Raw genomic sequence first — 19,345 nt, 5'->3', positions numbered from 1 at the left:
ACCAAAAACTGACTGACGAGTCGTATTAGACCAAAGATGTAGTGCCCGAAAAAAAGCACTACAAAACGTTTGACGAGCCAAAAAAGCGAAGGCATGATGGCCTCGCTCCCGCTAATCAGGGGCCCTGGCAAGGGCCTTCGAGGCGACGTTCGCACCTACCCCGCGAACCGCTTCGTGTCTGTACCGCCCACAAGGTGTGTTTGACGAGGTTGTCGACTGGAACGAAGTTGTCCCGAGGGACGGAAGCGTAATAGGTAACCCGGCACCACACTGATGTTCGTACCAAGGCCCACGACGCCCGAATGCGCCCGCAGTTCGCCTTTACCTGCTCACTTCCCCTCGAGCCCGTCGTTCATCCCGTCGCCCTCCCCGCCGAATCCGACTTGACCGCTTAAGCTTCTGGTCAGCGAGCGCAGGAATTTTCCACCGCAGAACAACTTTTCATAAAGACGCGACGAGGTTTATCTCCCATGGCACTGACACGCGAACAGCAAATTGCAGCCCTCGAAAAAGACTGGGCTGAAAACCCGCGCTGGAAAGGCGTGACTCGCACTTACTCCGCTGCTGACGTCGTCCGCCTGCGTGGCTCGGTTCAACCTGAGCACACCTTTGCAAAAATGGGCGCCGAGAAGCTGTGGAACCTGGTCACCCAGGGTGCCAAGCCAGCCTTCCGTCCTGAGAAAGATTTCGTCAACTGCATGGGCGCCCTGACCGGCGGCCAGGCTGTGCAACAAGTCAAAGCCGGCATCCAGGCAATCTACCTGTCGGGCTGGCAGGTTGCTGCGGACAACAACTCCGCCGAATCGATGTACCCGGACCAGTCGCTGTACCCGGTGGACTCGGTTCCAACCGTGGTCAAGCGCATCAACAACTCGTTCCGTCGTGCCGACCAGATCCAGTGGAAAGCCGGCAAGAACCCTGGCGACGCTGGCTACATCGACTACTTCGCACCGATCGTGGCTGACGCCGAAGCCGGTTTCGGCGGCGTACTGAACGCCTACGAGCTGATGAAGAGCATGATCGAAGCAGGCGCCGCCGGCGTTCACTTCGAAGACCAGCTGGCTTCCGTGAAGAAATGCGGCCACATGGGCGGCAAGGTACTGGTTCCTACCCAGGAAGCCGTGCAGAAGCTGACCGCTGCCCGCCTGGCAGCTGACGTCGCCGGTACTCCGACCATCATCCTGGCCCGTACCGACGCCAACGCCGCTGACCTGCTGACGTCCGACTGCGACCCGTACGACCAGCCATTCGTGACTGGCGAACGTACCCAGGAAGGCTTCTACAAAGTGCGCGCCGGTCTGGACCAGGCCATCGCTCGCGGCCTGGCCTACGCTCCGTACGCCGACCTGATCTGGTGCGAAACCGCCAAGCCGGACCTGGACGAGGCTCGTCGCTTCGCTGAAGCGATCAAGAAGGAATACCCGGACCAACTGCTGTCGTACAACTGCTCGCCTTCCTTCAACTGGAAGAAAAACCTGGACGACGCGACCATCGCCAAGTTCCAGCGCGAACTGTCCGCCATGGGCTACAAGCACCAGTTCATCACCCTGGCCGGCATTCACAACATGTGGCACAGCATGTTCAACCTGGCGCACGACTACGCCCGCAACGACATGACTGCCTACGTGAAGCTGCAAGAGCAGGAATTCGCTGACGCCGCCAAGGGTTACACCTTCGTGGCCCACCAGCAGGAAGTGGGCACCGGCTACTTCGACGACATGACCACCGTGATCCAGGGTGGCTCATCTTCGGTAACCGCGCTGACCGGCTCGACTGAAGAAGAACAGTTCCACTGATCTGCTTCTTGAGTAAACAGCCGCTGCGGACTGAATAGAAAGCTAACCGCAGCGCTGCACATCTGACGCCCCGACTGGTTCGGGGCGTTTTTTTGCCTGCGATTTAACCAACACTGCAAAACCCCGGTAGGAGCTGACGAGTGAAACGAGGCTGCGATCTTTTGATCTTGCTTCTAAAAAACAAAGTCAAAAGATCGCAGTCTCGTTTCACTCGTCAGCTCCTACAAGGGTCGGCGGCAGTCTGGGCAAAAACGTTGCTCCATCTCTAAGCGGAGTGAGCGACCGGAAATCAGATAACGAAGTTAACCAGTCGATTGGGCACCACAATCATCCTGCCCGCGCCTTCCAGATAACTGCGCAACACCGGATCAGCCAATGCCTGGCTCCGTATCGCATCGTGATCGGCATCAACCTGGATCATGATGTCCCCACGCAACTTGCCGTTGACTTGCACCATCATTTTTACTTCGTTCTGTTTCAAGGCTTCATTGTCGGGTACCGGCCACGAACTGTCGTAGATGTCACCTGCGAAACCCAGTTCCGCCCAGAGTGTCTGGGCGATGTGCGGCGTAACGGGATACAGGACCTGCAACAGGATCGCCATCCCCTCGCGGGCCGCGTGCGGGCCAGCCGACCTGCCGCCCTCCAGCACCTTGAACATCTTCATCGCACCCGAAACCACAGTGTTGTATTGCAGCCGTTCGTAATCGTTGTTGATCTGCTGCAGCAAGCGATGTATCTCAAAGCGCACGCGTCTGGATTCGGCAACGTCCTCAACCCGAGCATCCCCACCATCCGGGGCCCGGCTGTCACAGGCAAAAGTCCATAGCCGGCGCAGGAAGCGATAAGCACCCTCCACCCCACTGTCGCTCCAGATCGTGTCCTGGTCGGGAGGTCCCGCGAAAATAGTAAACAAACGGGCAGTGTCGGCGCCGAACGTGTTGATGATGTCCTTCGGCTCGACGACGTTGTTCTTCGACTTGGACATTTTCTCCACGCCGCCAATGGTGACGGGCAAACCGTCCTCAAGCGCCGTAGCCTTTACCGGGCGACCTTTTTCATCGTACTCGACCGTCACCTGCGCGGGATAAAACCATCGCCGACTGCCATCATCCGCTTTGCGGTAATAACTTTCCCGCAACAGCATGCCTTGGGTGAACAGGTTCTTGAACGGTTCGCTGAACGCCACCAGCCCTTCATCCCGCATAGCCCGGGTCCAGAACCTGGCGTACAGCAAATGCAGCACAGCATGCTCGATACCGCCGATGTATTGATCGACGGGCATCCAGTATTGGCTGCCTGGCCCCACCATCGCGGTAGCACTGTCGGGATCGCAGTAGCGCATGAAGTACCAGCTTGAGTCGACGAAGGTATCCATGGTGTCCGTTTCTCGAAGCGCCGGCGCCGCGCAGCGAGGGCAAGCCACATGGCGAAATCCTTCATGTTCCAGTAACGGGTTTGCGCTGCCGTCGGGAACACAATCGGTGGGTAACACCACGGGCAGATCTGCGTAAGGTACCGGGATGTCGCCACATTGTTCACAATGGATGATGGGAATTGGGGTTCCCCAGTACCGCTGCCGTGAAATCCCCCAATCGCGCAGGCGCCACGTGGTGGTTTCCTCGCCCATGCCACATTCAACCAACGCCGCGACGATGGCCTGAGTGGCCTGTTCGACTGTCAGCCCATCGAAGGTGCCGGAGTTGATCAGATGGCCGTCCCGACGGGTGTAATCGTCTGACCAGACCTCGGGCTCGTACGCCTGATCATCGGAGGCAATGACCTGGCGAACAGGCAAACCGTATTGATGGGCAAAGTTGAAGTCACGCTCATCGTGGGCAGGCACGGCCATCAGGGCCCCTTCACCGTATTCGCTGAGCACATAGTTGGTAATCCACAGTGCGACAGGCTCACCGGTCAACGGGTGCTCGACGTGCAAACCGCTGGGAACGCCGATCTTGACCTGAACGCTGGAGGCGGGACCGGCATCCGCCGCTTGACGACACGCCCGCACCTGCAACTCCAGGCTCGGATCAAGCTCCAGAGCCCGCCTGGCCAGTGCATGCTCGGGAGAAATGGCACAGAAGGTCACCCCCATCAGCGTATCCACCCGGGTTGTGAACACCCACAGCTTGCCTGCATCGATAAGTTGCTCCGACGCATCCCGGATCTGGTGGGCAAATGCCAGACGAACACCGCTGGCCTTGCCGATCCAGTTGCGCTGCATGGTGCGCACCCTGTCGGGCCAGCCATCCAGCGTGTCGATGGCCGATAGCAACTCTTCGGCATATTGCGTGATACGCAGGTAGTACCCGGGAATTTCCCGCTTCTCGACCAGCGCCCCCGAGCGCCAGCCTCGACCTTCGATCACCTGCTCATTGGCCAGCACCGTTTGGTCGACAGGATCCCAGTTGACTATCTGGGTTTTCTTGTAGGCCACGCCTTTTTCCAGCAACTTGAGGAAGAACCACTGACTCCATTTGTAATACTGTGGGTCGCTGGTGGCGATCTCGCGCGACCAATCGAAGGCCAGCCCCAGCGGCTGCATTTGCGCCTTCATGTCCGCAATGTTCAGTCGTGTCCACTCGGCGGGAGAAACACCCGACTGCATGGCCGCATTCTCTGCCGGCAAACCAAAAGCATCCCAGCCCATCGGCATCAGGACATTGAACCCTTTCATGCGTAAATGACGGGCCAACATGTCGTTGATCGTATAGTTGCGAACGTGCCCCATATGCAACTTTCCCGATGGATAGGGAAGCATCGAGCAGGCATAAAACTTCGGCCGACTTTGATCTTCGACCGCCCTGAATACATCACCTTGAAGCCATTTGGCCTGAGCCGTACTTTCAACCCAGACTGGATCATACTGTGGTCGCATAGAGGTTCCTCAACATTGCAGGAGCTGAACAACGACTCGCTCGGCTCACACTCCTTAAAAGTTACCGGTCGATTTGCTTCAGTTCCTGTCCGGCGATGAAACACGGGGCGCTACAGCCGTCCTGGCAGCAACCAAAAGACAGCCGCCTCCGAACAGGAGGCCCAACAGCCCATAAAGACTCCAACTCAGCTGGAAACCGACCCCGCTGATCAACGAGGCGCCCAGCCCTACGGATACCATCCTCGCCCCCGCCAGCACGATCGGAATAAGGGAAAAAAGACTGGCCTGGGTTTGCAATGTGGTTTTCTGTGAAATCAGCGCGGTGATGTAGGTAATGCCGAGAATCTCACCCAGCGTCCAGAAGAAAACAAACGACAGGATCAGAACTGTCTGCTCGAAAAAGGCATAGGCGCCAAATCCGATACCGTAAAAAACCGCAGCCAGGGACAGATTGGTGAGCGCCCCGAAACGCGACGTCAACGCTATCAGTGGTTGCGTCAACACGATCACCATCAACGCATTGACGATACCTACAGCACCGAACACGCTGGCGGCCTTCCCCGCCGTTACCACGTCAAGCCATAGAGGCAGCTGATATTCACGCTGCGCATCCAGCACCGACAACGCAAAGAACATTGCGCCCGCAACGATCACGATCCTTGGCACATCAACCAGTGCGCCGATGGAAGCCCTTCTGGCTTCAGGTACGGCGCTCTGGCGTTCCGGCAGAGCCAGAAAGATACTCGCCAAAAGGCACAACACACTCACGACCATCGCAAAAATCATCAGGTAGTGACTGTCCAGGCCGAGCAAATACCCACCAATCACGAACAGCAGCGCGCCCCCCAGATTGCTGGCCAGGTGTAAATAGCCAAAGTTGGCGACGCGATTGCTTTCATCCGCCGCCAAGGACGTGAGGACACTAAATACCGGCGTGATCAGGCCCGCACACAGCATGAACAGCAGCACCATCACAATGGATGCGATCGATGAGCTGAACAGTGCAGCAAACAACAAAAACACCGATGAACAAGACGAGGTACAGATCAATAGCACCCGGAAGGAACAACGACCGATCAGCACCCCGCCCAACAGATTGCCCAACAGATAGAACGCCGACATCAGCGTGATTACCAAGGCCACCGCCGAACTGTCGAGCTGGTAGTGGCGCTGGAAAAACAAAGCAGCAAAAGGCCCCAAGGCATTCGCCATGACGAACAGCAACCGAAGCAAAACGATATTGCGCATCCCTTCTGCCATACCGATCCTTTTCAGCAATCCCTTCACTTGAGAATCACCTCGACGCTGCGCAAGTGAGCAACGCTGGCAGCCGTACTGCCGCTGCCAAGCAATATTGCCATCAGGAATGTTTTGAGATCCGACGAAGCAGGAATGGCCACACGCAACATATTGTGGAGCAGGCCGAAGCTGTGGGGGTACTGCGAACAGTCGCTGACGCGAATTTTGGCCTGAGCGAAAGCGTTGGCCAGACGACCGTCGGACTGATCCTGCAACAGCAAAAAATTCGTATCGCTTTCGTATACGACGATCGCGTTGGCCCGACAGACTTCGATTATTTCACGCTTGATCTGCGCGAGTTTATCGTGAGCCCGCTGCAATGCTTCCCGGTTCTGCAAGCAGAACAGCGCAGCTTTCACCGCCACATGGTTTACATCCCAGGGTCCGCGCACCTTCATCAGTTCACGGATTGATTCCGGTCGCGTGATCACATACCCCAGACGCAACCCGGCAAGGCCAAAGTACTTTGAGAACGAACGGATAACGAACAACTGCCTGGCCGTGTTGAATGTATCCAGACACGAGTGTTGCAGGTACTCAAAGTAGCATTCGTCAACGATCATCGGCTTGTCTTGTCTTACACAAGTCTCGACAAGAGCTTTCAATTGCTCAGGATCAATACGTACGCCCAGAGGATTGTTGGGGTTACACAGGATCAGTCCCTGACAGGTTTGCAAAGCCTCGAGCACAGCCTCGGTCGGCAGCACGAATCTTTGGGCTTGTTTCTCGAAGCCCACGATCACCGGCGCCACGCCATTGACGTCGAGCATCTGGTAATAGAAGGAAAAAACCGGAGAAGGAACTACCACCCGATCCCCGGGCGAAAACACCGACCGTATCACCAGATCGATTGCCTGATCCGCCCCATTGGTCAACAGCAAGCTGTCGGTCGACACCTTGCAGTACTTTGCCAGCTCGCTAAGGAGTGGCTGATAATTGGGGTAGGTGAACAGATCCCGAGGCTTCAATTCGGTGGCCATGAACCGCGCCAGAAACTCATGTAGAAACTGGTTTTCATTCAGATCCAGCAACACCGACGAGAGATCGCGTTCCGGAGACTTCCATAATCCGGAACGCAAGATGTGTCCGTGAAACTTCATTTGTGCATCCCTCCGTAGATCACCTGTTCGCCGAGCTCATACATCTGCCTGACCTCTTCGTCGCTGGCATACACCACCGACTTCCCTGTGGCCGCCGATAAATACTGGCTCGTAATCAATCGACTGATTTCCGCAGTGAATGCCACGGCACGATGAAACGCCTCGGACAGGTCGCGGCCAAAACAGGTAATGCCATGACTGGGCATGACAATGCAGTTGGTGTCGCTGGCGCAGCGGCCAATGGCACTGACATCCAGTTCGACATTCACACCCTCACCAAGAATGCACGGTGGCTTGCCCATCACCAGTGCCGTGTCGTTCGACACGTACTCCATTTCACGCCATTGCATGACAGCGAAGAAGGAAATGACTTCATTGGGATGAAGATGCACCGTGGCATTGACATCAGCGCGACAGCGCATGATTTCCCGGTGCATCTGGTGCCCCAGGCTGGGTCTGAAACGACCGTGCAAAAGCTCATCGGACTGCATATCCAGCACAGCCAGATGTTCAAGACCGCACTCTTCCAGGGAGACGCCGCGGTGTTTGGTGTAGATCACTTCGCGCTGCCAGTATGCGCAGTGGCTTCGTACAGCGATATTGCCCAGCGTATTGACCAACAGCTGTCGCGCCGCCAAGCGCTGACCGTATTGAAGAATACTGCTGCCGATCGCCACGTCGAACCAGGCTGGCAACCCGGATCGGGAAGTTTCAAGTCCCGCCAGTTTTAATTCAGGCATATCCCTTTGCCTCCCCCCGATACGCAATCGGGATTGACCACGGTTTTGATCTTTGTCCCCTGTAGCAGACCCAGAATCGTTTCCAGGGCATTGGCCTTCAAATCGGCCAGAGAGCGTTCGCTGTAAAACGCGGCATGCGGCGTCAATAACACACGCTCATGTTCGATCAGGGCCTGGGGAGGTGCCGGTTCCTCCTGCACGACATCCAGCAGTGCCATTGACACTACCCCGGACTGCAGGGCCAGAAGCAGAGCATTGGTATCGACGATGCCACCTCGCGCAGTATTGACCAGGGTCGCACCGTGCTTCATCCGCGAAAATCGCGCATCGTTCATCAAATGCGCAGTGTCCGGATTAAGAGGCAAATGCAGCGATATGACATCGGCCGTATCGAGCAACGACTCCAGCGTGCCGCCCTGCGCAATACCTTCGACACAGCGCTCGACCCAAGGATCGTAAAAACAAATCCGGTAACCCAGGGCCACCGCTCTGCGCGCCAATGCTCGCCCTGTTGCGCCATAACCGATCAACCCCAGGACCGTATCTGCGCAGGCTTTGACCTCGCCAGTATGAGCTCGCCAGCTCCAGCCGCCCTGCCGGGTGTGCCTGGCGTAGTCGAGAAGCTTGCGCTGGGCAAAGAGAATCAACGCCATGGCGTGCTCCGCGACTTCCTCCGCCCCCACAGAGCCGATGTTGGAGCAAAGAATGCCTTTCGCGCTCAAAGCCTCGACATCCACATCATCAAGGCCAATGGTCGCCTTCACCAACGCGCGGCATCGATGCATCCTGGCCACCAATGGCGCGTCGATGACAACCGAATGAAAGGCGATGATCCCGTCGGCGCGGGCCAATTGTTCATCCGAGGGCCGGGATGTGACCTCCAGGCTATAGGGCTGATGCGCCGAACCCGAGACATACTCCCCAGGGTCGACATAATTCACTCTCCGCGAATCGATCATCAGAATATTCATGAGCTTCTCCTCCTTCCCTAGCAGTAGCATTGCCGATTCAAATTTCGCGCCTGGCAGCCCTCAGCCGCTGAGGTAGTCGCAGTGTTTGCCGATGTTCCGTGCCATGGCCACGTCATATAGGCAGGCAGCGACCACCATGTCCTGACTGGCGTGGCCGACGCTGCGGAAATAACTCAGACCTTGTTTATGCGTTACTGGCGAAGGCTGCTCGACGGCTAAAGCACCGATTTCCCGGATGTCCTTTACACCAATCACCGACAACGCCAACGCCTGAGCAATTTCGCCCGACTCACGACATGCGGCGTCCAAATGATCGACATGAACTTGAGCGTTGCCCAGTAACCGGGGATCGATCTCGCACGCCTGAAGCGTACTGCCACCAATGGCATTGATATGGGCATCGGATTTGAGCTGATGCACTCCAATCAAGGGCAGTGGACTGTCATGGGAGGTCGTCGTGCAGACTATGTCCGCATCAGCCAGCGCCTCCTCCATGCGGTTGACGGCCTCGACCGGCAGCGCAAGCTCAATGGACAGGCGCTCGGCCAAAGCGACACTTTTGGCCAGGCAACGGGAAAATATCCTGACCTGCCCCAGATCTCTGATAGCGGCCATCGCCTTGGTATGCGCTGCGGCCTGAGCCCCAGCACCGATCACCGCCAGATTGAGTCGCTCCCGCGGGCAGAGCTTGTCCGTCGCCAGGGCACTCATGGCACTGGTACGAATCGCCGTCAGGGCTGCACTGTCAATCATGGCTAGCAACCTCCCGCTGTCGATATCGATCAGCAAAACCGCGCCATTGACCCCCGATAACCCATGCATAGCGTTGCCGGGATGAAACGACGACACTTTGATGCCCAGCGTCTGGCTTCCGGGCAAAAAGGCCGGCATGAACAAAGAGAATGCTTTCTGTCGCTCGTGTGTGATGATCGAACGTTGCGGAACCACAGGAGGCGAGAGTGCAAACCCCCGGTGGGCTTTTTCGAGTGCGCGAACAAGCGTTAGTAACTCGACACAACGCCCGATATCTTCGCGATTAAGAAGCAGCATGGCTTTTCCTTTTCCATCAAAGCTTTTCGAAGATACGGGCCATCCTCGAGCCGGCAGCACTCATGCTTGAGTGCCTCCATCCATCGACATCGCCATCCCGAGACGCCTAGCCGACCGGGTAGTCTTGGGAATGCCCTTGCTTGGGAACCAAAAAGGTGCGCAGGTAAGTGATCACGGGGGTGTCATCCTGCTTACGACCAATCACCCTGATGGTGACAATGCCTTGCCCCGGACGCGATCGGGATTCACGCTTGGAGACAACCTCGCTCTCGGCGTACAAGGTGTCGCCGACATAAACCGGATTTGGCAGACGAATTTCGTCCCAGCCCAGGTTTGCGATCGCCCGGGCACTCATTGTCGCTACCGTCATGCCGCTGATAATCGACAAGGTCACCGAACTGTTGACCAGCAATTTCCCGAATTCGGTGCGCTGGGCATAAGCAACGTCGATATGTGCAGGATGGTTGTTCATGTTCACCAGTGACTGCCAGATGTTGTCCAGCTCAGTCACAGTTCGGCCGGGGCGGTGCTCGAATACATCCCCCACCACAAACTCTTCGTAGTGCAAGCCATAAGACTCCCGGTAGCGATTTGCACCGATCCGTACATGGGCCGAAATCATCGGTTCCATAACCTTCTCCTCAAAGGCCCAGTTCCTGGGCGCGCTGGATAAGTTTCCTGGCTTGCTTCACAAACGGCGGTCCCACCATGAGGTTTTTCAACCGGGTGATTTTTTCACCACTGTTCTCCGCAGCCTGCACAACTGCCAAAGCATGTTCGTACTCAGCGATGGAAGGAGTGAACACATCATTGATGATGGGAATCTGCCTTGGGTGAATGGAGGTCTTGCCACTGAATCCCAACTCCCGGGTGTCCTGGCATTCCTTCAGCAGCCCCGCCTCGTCGTCGAGATTGAAGTAAGCGGTGTCGAACGCGGGAATACCCGCGGCGCTTGCGGCCGCGACGATGCTCCCACGGGCATGCAGGATGTTGCTCCAGCCACCGATCTGCACCCCCAGGCTGGCCGCATAGTCGGCGGAACCAAAGATCAGTCCATCGGCACTCGATGCAATGGCGTAAATATCCCGCAGACAGGCCGGTGTTTCGACGGTGACCAGTATTTTCGGACTTTCTCCATCACGACTTAAATTGGCGCGCACCACCTCTATCTCCGCCGCCGCTTCGGTCATTGCCAGGACAACGAACTCGGGCCGCTGGTCAAGTGATTGCACCAGCAGCAGATCGAGCAACCCTTGATTGTCCCGCAGAGGATTGATACGCAGTGCTGTACGCTGCGTAACACGGGAACGATAGAACTGTTCGACACACAACCGGGCTTCAGCTTTCCCAGAGAGCGGAACACCGTCCTCCAGATCAATCACCATGACATCCGTCAGAGCACTCTTGGCGTATTGCTCAGGGTGCAAGGCGGAGCAATACAGCAAACTTCTTGGTGTGGGATTGGACATCGCAACCTCTCAACGCTGGACAGGTTTCAGGTTCAGACGGGCCTCTTTGACCGCTGCCTGGACAGCGGAGCAGAAGCTCCGGACATCTTCTTGGGACATGTCTGCACGCATCATCACGCGCAAACCGGATTTGTTCCTGGCCACGATGGGAAAGAATACTGCCGAGGTGTAATACCCGCGTTTGAAGACACCCTCCGAAACAGAAATCGCCATATCCGGACTGTCTAATGGGATAACCCGAATCGGTAGACCCGACCCCGCGTGCTCCGTCGCAAACAAGCTGTCGAACAGGCGAATATTGGCACTAAGCTTCTGCTGCAAAACGCCAAGCTCACTGGTCTTGTGAATATCCAGAGAAGCCATGGCAGCGCCTATAGCGGCGGGATTCACATATTGCGAATAGGACATTGGCCCGCCAAAACGACGGAAAATCTTCTGATAGTTGGCCTTCTCCGACATGAATATACCGCCTCCATTGGCGCCAAATGCCTTGGCCAATGAATAAACCAACAGGGTCCGCGGATTGAGCTCAGGCAGGAAATTACGAATATAACCCTCACCCCGCTCGCCATAGGCGCTCAATGAATGAGAGTCATCGAAGTAGAGAAACAGCCCAAACTTGTCCTGCAAAGCCAACAGCCGCTCAATAGGCGCACTTCCCCCCATACTGTAAGCACCGTCAGCAACATACGCGACCAAAGGATGACGCTTGCACATATCCTCGATGAAATCGACATCATTGTGATTGCAAGTGACAACCTGCGTTTCATCACCGCAGATGGCCTTGACCTGGTTCAGTGCAAAATGGGCATGTTTATCAAAGATCAAAAAGGGGCGCTGGCCATCAGTAAACATACCGGCTGCCAGCAGGGGAAGAGACGCGACGATGCCCGCGCTGCAGGAAGTCGCTGTGAATGCTCGACAATTGAAATGGGCAGATAAGGCGTCTTCAAGCTCATCGAGCTCTTTCAACCTTATTCGGATACGCGAAGTGGGCAAATTCACGGTACCGCAACTCAGCACATAATCTGCAGCACGTCGCGCCAGACGTTCATCGACCTCAAGCCCCAAATATGAACAAGAGCACATATTCATGAATTCATGACCGTTCTGGTCTTGCATGCGCCCCTGTCGAGTATGCTCGATACTCAAATCGGTAAGCCCCGACTCTTGTGCAAGCCCCCAGGAGGGATTACCCATTTCGACGGATCTGGCAGTGTTGATATATTTATTTTTTTGCTCTGACATACACGACCTCTCTATGACCGATGACACATGAAGAGCCAGTACAACAGCAAAATTCAATACACCAGCCACTTCATGCCAGCCCAATTAGCCTTACACACTCATTTCTTTCCGGCAACTCAGAAAAGTCTGTAATTTACGAATGAAAGTTCCGTAGGAATTTTCGCCAAAACCAAACCGAAATACTAACAAAGCTTCAACAGATAGATATTTACGCAAGTGCAATCCTGATGAGAAATTATACCCAACGCCGCTCTGAATTATCATGTAACAAACCAAGATAGTTTTGTTAGATCCCACGCCAGCAAAATGCAGATCCCTCTCTATATTCAAACGTTACGCCTACTTGAACTATTTGCACCCAACCACCAAACGGAGGTTCCTTCATGGAAGGAAGATTAAAAGGTAAGCGAGCTCTAATAACAGGCGCATCGGCAGGCATTGGAAGAGCAATAGCCGAAGCTTTCATTGCGCAGGGGGCCGACGTTTTCATTACCGCACGCACTGATGAAGCCGGCGCGCGTGCAGTTATTGAAATAGCCGAGCGTCTTGAACAGCGGGCCAGTTTCATGCTTATGGATGCCGAAAGCTGTAGCGTAAATGCGCTCTTCGAGAAAGCGCACGCAGACATCGGACCGATAGATATACTTGTCAATAATCCCGCATTCATAACCCGCACTCCATTTCTGGAGCTGAGCGGCGATGAGTACGAACGCACCCTTGCAGTCAACCTCCGCTTCCCCTTCTTTGCAACTCAACGCTTTGCAAAAGATTGCATAGCACGCAAACAGGGCGGCAGCATCATTAACATTTCATCGGTCAGCGCCTTCAAGGCAGTCAGCCGAATGTCAGCGTATCAAGCCAGCAAGGCAGCACTGTCGATGCTTACACGAAGCTGTGCCTTGGAACTGGCTCCCTATGGCATCAGGGTCAACACCCTTTCACCTGGACTGACCGCCACCAACGGCAACGCCAACCAGTGGCGGGACGCTCCAGAGCTATGGCAGAACAGAAAAAAAGAGATTCCAATGCAGCGCGCCGGAATTCCCTCGGATATGACGGGCGCTGCCATCCTCCTGGCATCCGATGAGTCATCATGGATGACCGGTGCTGATCTGGTAATTGATGGGGGGCACAGCTGTATTTAGAGAACCTTAAAGTCGCAGCAGACTTTATGTTTTTTTCCTATTGGCACGAGGCATAGCAAGGTCGTACCTGTCGCCTCTGATCTGCTTGGCCTAAACAACTGGCCGTTGCGGACCGAAAGCCAACCGCAACGCCGCACATCTGATACCCCGACCTGGTTCGGGGCGTTTTTGCCTGAGATATACAATCACCGCCGAACCCTGTGGGAGCGGGCTTGCCCGCGATTACGGTGGATCATCAAGCGCATGGTTGGCTGACACACCGCCATCGCGGGCAAGCCCGCTCCCACAACGGGCGATGGTGATTCAGGGAAAAACATTGTTCCAGAGCAGTTTCTCGCTCGGAAAACCAAGGTAAAAATGCCCCGTCCGCTGCTCGCAGTAGCGCGCATGTAGGACAACCTCCCGACCACTCACCCGTTAAACAGTTTGAAAACCGACTCAAACAATATTGATTATCATTTGGCGACAACTATGTTCGTTACATTCCCTACAAAACATAATTGATGAAAACCCTGCTAATGCCCGCATCGCATGGGCTGCGGGGCTTTGGAGGTGCGCTATGTCCTTATTCCTATAAATAATTTCGCTATAGGAATTTTACTTGCCGGGTGTTTAGCCATAAAATCAGCGGGATTGATTGCTGCGACATATCGTCACTGCTTTTGTTTCTTTTCAAGCTCAGAGACCTTTGCTCTCTGTTAAGGATTACCAGCATGCCCGAAGCGACAGGACTCATGGCCCACAACTGGGGCTTTGCCATTTTCCTTCTAGGCGTTGTCGGCCTCTGCGCCTTCATGCTGGGCGTCTCCAGCCTCCTCGGGTCAAAAGCCTGGGGCCGCAGCAAAAACGAACCGTTCGAGTCCGGCATGCTACCTACAGGTGGCGCCCGCTTGCGGCTCTCAGCCAAATTCTATCTGGTCGCGATGCTCTTCGTGATCTTCGATATCGAAGCCCTCTTTCTCTTTGCATGGTCTGTGTCCGTCCGCGAAAGCGGCTGGACCGGATTCGTCGAAGCTCTCGTTTTCATAGCAATTCTGTTGGCAGGCCTTGTCTACCTATTCCGAGTGGGCGCCCTTGACTGGGCTCCGGAAGCTCGGCGCAAGCGGCAAGCGAAGCTGAAACAATGAGGCTTTGGCAATGCAATACAATCTCACCAGGATCGACCCCGATGCTCCTAACGAGCAGTATCCGATTGGCCAGCGGGAAACCGTTTCCGATCCGTTAGAAGATCAAGTCCACAAAAACATTTTCATGGGCAAGCTCGAAGACGTGCTCAACGGCACGATCAACTGGGGGCGCAAGAACTCCCTGTGGCCGTATAACTTCGGTCTTTCGTGCTGCTACGTGGAAATGACCACCGCCTTCACGGCGCCCCACGACATCGCGCGCTTTGGCGCCGAGGTTATCCGGGCATCGCCGCGCCAGGCGGATTTCATGGTTATCGCCGGTACCTGCTTCATCAAGATGGCGCCGATCATTCAGCGTCTCTACGAGCAAATGCTCGAGCCTAAATGGGTCATCTCCATGGGTTCGTGCGCCAACTCCGGTGGCATGTACGACATCTACTCCGTCGTTCAAGGGGTGGACAAGTTCCTGCCCGTGGACGTCTACGTGCCTGGCTGCCCGCCCCGCCCTGAAGCTTTCCTGCAAGGCCTGATGCTGTTGCAGGAGTCGATTGGCCAGGAGCGTCGCCCACTTTCCTGGGTCGTTGGCGATCAAGGCGTGTATCGCGCCGAGATGCCTTCCGAGAAGGAAAAGCGCCGCGAACAGCGTATTCAGGTAACCAACCTGCGCAGCCCCGACGAAGTCTGATCCAGATCTGCTTCTTATATAGAACGAGAACCTGGCTTCATTCTTTACGTTGACCGAAAGCGATAAATAACCATGACTACAGGCAGTGCTCTGTACATCCCGCCTTACAAGGCAGACGACCAGGATGTGGTCGTCGAACTGAACAACCGTTTTGGCCCGGAGGCGTTCACCGCCCAGCCTACCCGCACCGGCATGCCGGTGCTTTGGGTTGCCCGCGCCAAACTCGTCGAAGTCCTGACTTTCCTGCGTAACCTGCCCAAGCCGTACGTCATGCTCTATGACCTGCACGGCGTGGACGAGCGTCTGCGTACCAAGCGTCAAGGGCTGCCGAACGGCGTCGACTTCTCCGTGTTCTACCACTTGATGTCGATCGAACGTAATAGTGACGTAATGATCAAGGTCGCCTTGTCCGAGAGCGACCTCAGCCTGCCGACCGTCACCAGCATCTGGCCGAACGCCAACTGGTACGAGCGTGAAGTCTGGGACATGTACGGCATCGACTTCAAAGGCCACCCGCACCTGTCGCGCATCATGATGCCGCCGACCTGGGAAGGTCACCCGCTGCGCAAGGACTTCCCGGCCCGCGCCACCGAGTTCGACCCGTTCACCCTGAACCTGGCCAAGCAGCAGCTCGAAGAAGAGTCTGCGCGCTTCAAGCCGGAAGACTGGGGCATGAAACGCTCCGGCCCGAACGAGGACTACATGTTCCTCAACCTCGGCCCGAACCACCCTTCGGCGCACGGTGCATTCCGCATCATCCTGCAGCTGGACGGTGAAGAGATCGTCGATTGCGTACCGGACATCGGCTACCACCACCGTGGTGCCGAGAAGATGGCCGAGCGTCAATCGTGGCACAGCTTCATCCCGTACACCGACCGTATCGACTACCTCGGCGGCGTGATGAACAACCTGCCGTACGTGCTCTCGGTCGAGAAGCTGGCCGGCATCAAGGTGCCGGAGAAGGTCGATGTCATCCGCATCATGATGGCCGAGTTCTTCCGGATCACCAGCCACCTGCTGTTCCTGGGTACCTACATCCAGGACGTCGGCGCCATGACCCCGGTGTTCTTCACCTTCACCGACCGCCAGCGCGCGTACACGGTGATCGAGGCCATTACCGGTTTCCGCCTGCACCCGGCCTGGTACCGCATCGGTGGCGTCGCCCACGACCTGCCGCGCGGTTGGGAAAAGCTGGTCAAGGACTTCGTCGAGTGGATGCCCAAGCGTCTGGACGAATACCAGAAAGCCGCCCTGGACAACAGCATCCTGCGTGGCCGGACCATCGGCGTCGCCGACTACAACACCAAAGAGGCCCTGGAATGGGGCGTCACCGGTGCCGGCCTGCGTTCGACCGGTTGCGATTTCGACCTGCGTAAAGCGCGCCCGTACTCGGGCTACGAGAACTTCGAATTCGAAGTGCCGCTGGCCGCCAATGGCGATGCCTACGACCGCTGCATCGTGCGCGTCGAGGAGATGCGCCAGAGCATCAGGATCATCGACCAGTGCCTGCGCAACATGCCGGAAGGCCCGTACAAGGCGGATCACCCGCTGACCACGCCGCCGCCGAAAGAGCGCACCCTGCAGCACATCGAAACCCTGATCACGCACTTCCTGCAGGTTTCGTGGGGTCCGGTCATGCCGGCCAACGAATCCTTCCAGATGATTGAAGCGACCAAGGGCATCAACAGTTATTACCTGACGAGCGATGGCGGCACCATGAGCTACCGCACCCGGATTCGTACCCCAAGCTTCCCGCACCTGCAGCAGATCCCCTCGGTGATCAAAGGCAGCATGGTCGCGGACTTGATTGCGTACCTGGGTAGTATCGATTTCGTTATGGCCGACGTGGACCGCTAAGCATGAACAGCACGCTTATCCAGACAGACCGTTTCGCCCTGAGCGAAACCGAGCGCTCGGCCATCGAGCACGAGTTGCATCACTACGAAGACCCGCGCGCGGCGTCGATCGAAGCCCTGAAGATCGTCCAGAAGGAACGTGGCTGGGTGCCGGACGGCGCCCTGTACGCCATCGGCGAGATCCTCGGCATCCCGGCCAGCGACGTTGAAGGCGTGGCTACTTTCTATAGCCAGATCTTCCGTCAGCCGGTCGGCCGCCACATCATTCGCGTCTGCGACAGCATGGTCTGCTACATCGGCGGCCACGAGTCCGTGGTCAGCGAAATCCAGAGCAAGCTCGGCATCGGCCTGGGTCAGACCACCGCCGACGGTCGTTTCACCCTGCTGCCGGTCTGCTGCCTCGGCAACTGCGACAAGGCGCCGGCGCTGATGATCGACGACGACACGTTCGGTGATGTGCAGCCAGCAGGCGTTGCCAAATTGCTCGAGGGCTACGTATGACCCTGACTTCCTTCGGTCCAGCCAACCGCATCAAGCGTTCGGCCGAGACTCACCCGCTCACCTGGCGTCTGCGCGACGACGGCGAAGCCGTATGGCTCGACGAGTACCAGGCCAAGAACGGTTACGCCGCTGCGCGCAAGGCCTTCGCCGACATGGCCCAGGACGACATCGTCCAGACCGTGAAAGATTCCGGCCTCAAGGGTCGTGGCGGTGCAGGCTTCCCCACTGGCGTGAAGTGGGGCCTGATGCCCAAGGACGAGTCCATCAACATCCGCTACCTGCTGTGCAACGCGGATGAAATGGAGCCGAACACCTGGAAAGACCGCATGCTGATGGAGCAACTGCCCCATCTGCTGATCGAAGGCATGCTGATCAGTGCCCGTGCGCTGAAAACCTACCGCGGCTACATCTTCCTGCGTGGCGAGTACACCACCGCCGCCAAGCACCTGAACCGTGCCGTGGAAGAAGCCAAGGCAGCAGGCCTGCTGGGTAAAAACATCCTGGGCAGCGGTTTCGACTTCGAGCTGTTCGTCCACACCGGTGCCGGGCGTTATATCTGCGGTGAAGAAACCGCACTGATCAACTCCCTCGAAGGCCGCCGCGCCAACCCGCGCTCCAAGCCGCCCTTCCCTGCCGCCGTTGGCGTGTGGGGCAAGCCGACTTGCGTGAACAACGTCGAGACCCTGTGCAACGTGCCGGCGATCATTGCCGACGGCGTGGACTGGTACAAATCCCTGGCCCGCGAAGGCAGTGAAGACATGGGCACCAAGCTCATGGGCTTCTCCGGCAAGGTCAAGAACCCGGGCCTGTGGGAATTGCCGTTCGGCGTCACCGGTCGCGAGCTGTTCGAAGACTACGCCGGTGGCATGCGCGACGGTTACAAGCTCAAGTGCTGGCAGCCAGGCGGCGCCGGGACCGGCTTCCTGTTGCCGGAACACCTGGACGCACAAATGTACGCCGGCGGCATCGCCAAAGTGGGTACCCGTATGGGTACCGGCCTGGCCATGGCGGTGGACGACAGCGTCAACATGGTGTCCCTGCTACGCAACATGGAGCAGTTCTTCGCCCGCGAATCCTGTGGCTTCTGCACCCCGTGCCGCGATGGCTTGCCATGGAGCGTCAAGCTCCTGATGGCCATCGAGAACGGTGAAGGCCAGCCAGGCGACATCGAGACCCTGCTGGGTCTGGTCGGTTTCCTCGGCCCGGGCAAGACCTTCTGTGCTCACGCACCGGGCGCCGTGGAGCCGTTGGGCAGCGCAATCAAATACTTCCGCCATGAGTTCGAAGCCGGTATCGCGCCTGTCAGCGCCGCCGTCCCGCCTCTGGCAAGGCCGATCGTAGTCGGCGCGTAACCGCTTAAAAAGGCGAAGGGTCCGTGCCCTTCGCTTTTCGTGTGATGACGCCGTAAGCGGCTGTGTTGATTCACGCGAATGACAAGATTCCATTAGCCACGCCCGCTGACACCGGGCCAACGAAG

Annotated in this window: 16 protein-coding genes; 7 read left to right on the top strand and 9 right to left on the bottom strand. The window is 56.9% G+C overall.

Annotated elements, in window-relative coordinates; all coding sequences use genetic code 11:
- Positions 1 to 470: 470 nt before the first annotated feature.
- A complete protein-coding gene (aceA, locus tag PPUTUW4_RS09265; RefSeq protein WP_007970439.1) occupies positions 471 to 1,796 on the top strand; it encodes an isocitrate lyase in 1,326 nt (441 codons plus the stop codon).
- Positions 1,797 to 2,085: 289 nt separating this feature from the next.
- Here the strand turns inward: aceA and leuS are convergent, their stop codons facing one another.
- The 9 genes from leuS to PPUTUW4_RS09220 form a co-directional block, all read right to left on the bottom strand.
- Complete coding sequence (gene leuS, locus PPUTUW4_RS09260; RefSeq protein ID WP_015094386.1) at positions 2,086 to 4,677, bottom strand: leucine--tRNA ligase; 2,592 nt, start codon at positions 4,675 to 4,677, stop codon at positions 2,086 to 2,088.
- Positions 4,678 to 4,755: 78 nt separating this feature from the next.
- Complete coding sequence (locus PPUTUW4_RS09255) at positions 4,756 to 5,964, bottom strand: MFS transporter (RefSeq protein WP_227698116.1); 1,209 nt, start codon at positions 5,962 to 5,964, stop codon at positions 4,756 to 4,758.
- Positions 5,961 to 7,076 (bottom strand): histidinol-phosphate transaminase, encoded by a 1,116-nt coding sequence (locus tag PPUTUW4_RS27615; protein ID WP_015094384.1) that lies wholly within the window; start codon positions 7,074 to 7,076, stop codon positions 5,961 to 5,963. Before PPUTUW4_RS27615 ends, PPUTUW4_RS09255 begins: the two co-directional genes overlap by 4 nt.
- Positions 7,073 to 7,816, bottom strand: coding sequence for a class II aldolase/adducin family protein (locus PPUTUW4_RS09245; protein WP_015094383.1), 744 nt, complete (start codon positions 7,814 to 7,816; stop codon positions 7,073 to 7,075). Before PPUTUW4_RS09245 ends, PPUTUW4_RS27615 begins: the two co-directional genes overlap by 4 nt.
- Positions 7,804 to 8,787, bottom strand: a complete 984-nt coding sequence (locus PPUTUW4_RS09240; RefSeq protein WP_015094382.1) for a C-terminal binding protein — start codon at positions 8,785 to 8,787, stop codon at positions 7,804 to 7,806. The genes PPUTUW4_RS09245 and PPUTUW4_RS09240 overlap by 13 nt, the downstream gene beginning before the upstream one ends.
- Before the next feature lie 60 nt (positions 8,788 to 8,847).
- Positions 8,848 to 9,837, bottom strand: a complete 990-nt coding sequence (locus tag PPUTUW4_RS09235) for an ornithine cyclodeaminase family protein (protein WP_015094381.1) — start codon at positions 9,835 to 9,837, stop codon at positions 8,848 to 8,850.
- Between the two features lie 106 nt (positions 9,838 to 9,943).
- On the bottom strand, positions 9,944 to 10,468 hold the full coding sequence (locus PPUTUW4_RS09230; protein ID WP_015094380.1) for a MaoC family dehydratase: 525 nt from the start codon (positions 10,466 to 10,468) through the stop codon (positions 9,944 to 9,946).
- A 10-nt stretch (positions 10,469 to 10,478) separates the two neighbouring features.
- Positions 10,479 to 11,306, bottom strand: a complete 828-nt coding sequence (locus tag PPUTUW4_RS09225) for a CoA ester lyase (RefSeq protein WP_015094379.1) — start codon at positions 11,304 to 11,306, stop codon at positions 10,479 to 10,481.
- Between the two features lie 9 nt (positions 11,307 to 11,315).
- Positions 11,316 to 12,554 carry an aminotransferase class I/II-fold pyridoxal phosphate-dependent enzyme gene (locus PPUTUW4_RS09220; protein WP_015094378.1) on the bottom strand — a complete coding sequence of 413 codons (1,239 nt, stop codon included), beginning with the start codon at positions 12,552 to 12,554 and terminating at the stop codon, positions 11,316 to 11,318.
- 383 nt (positions 12,555 to 12,937) lie between these two features.
- On the opposite strand from PPUTUW4_RS09220, the gene PPUTUW4_RS09215 reads away from it, so the two are divergent.
- The 6 genes from PPUTUW4_RS09215 to nuoF all read left to right on the top strand — a co-directional run bounded on the left by PPUTUW4_RS09215 (position 12,938) and on the right by nuoF (position 19,220).
- Entirely contained in the window at positions 12,938 to 13,699 is a 762-nt protein-coding gene (locus tag PPUTUW4_RS09215) for an SDR family oxidoreductase (RefSeq protein ID WP_015094377.1), read from the top strand.
- 713 nt (positions 13,700 to 14,412) lie between these two features.
- Positions 14,413 to 14,826 (top strand): NADH-quinone oxidoreductase subunit A, encoded by a 414-nt coding sequence (locus PPUTUW4_RS09210; RefSeq protein ID WP_003223812.1) that lies wholly within the window; start codon positions 14,413 to 14,415, stop codon positions 14,824 to 14,826.
- Between the two features lie 10 nt (positions 14,827 to 14,836).
- The gene (locus PPUTUW4_RS09205; protein WP_007970441.1) at positions 14,837 to 15,511 is read left to right on the top strand and encodes an NADH-quinone oxidoreductase subunit B; all 675 of its coding nucleotides are present in this window, start codon (positions 14,837 to 14,839) and stop codon (positions 15,509 to 15,511) included.
- Positions 15,512 to 15,583: 72 nt separating this feature from the next.
- On the top strand, positions 15,584 to 17,368 hold the full coding sequence (gene nuoC, locus PPUTUW4_RS09200; protein ID WP_008020717.1) for an NADH-quinone oxidoreductase subunit C/D: 1,785 nt from the start codon (positions 15,584 to 15,586) through the stop codon (positions 17,366 to 17,368).
- A gap of 2 nt (positions 17,369 to 17,370) precedes the next feature.
- Entirely contained in the window at positions 17,371 to 17,868 is a 498-nt protein-coding gene (gene nuoE, locus PPUTUW4_RS09195; protein ID WP_007970445.1) for an NADH-quinone oxidoreductase subunit NuoE, read from the top strand.
- Positions 17,865 to 19,220, top strand: coding sequence for an NADH-quinone oxidoreductase subunit NuoF (gene nuoF / locus PPUTUW4_RS09190; protein WP_007970446.1), 1,356 nt, complete (start codon positions 17,865 to 17,867; stop codon positions 19,218 to 19,220). The genes nuoE and nuoF overlap by 4 nt, the downstream gene beginning before the upstream one ends.
- Positions 19,221 to 19,345 lie beyond the last annotated feature (125 nt).

The organism is Pseudomonas sp. UW4, from assembly GCF_000316175.1.
In the GTDB taxonomy this organism is placed as follows: Bacteria; Pseudomonadota; Gammaproteobacteria; order Pseudomonadales; family Pseudomonadaceae; genus Aquipseudomonas; species Aquipseudomonas laurylsulfatiphila.
Note: the sequence above shows the minus strand (reverse complement) of the source record. Positions and strands in the feature narration are given on the sequence as shown.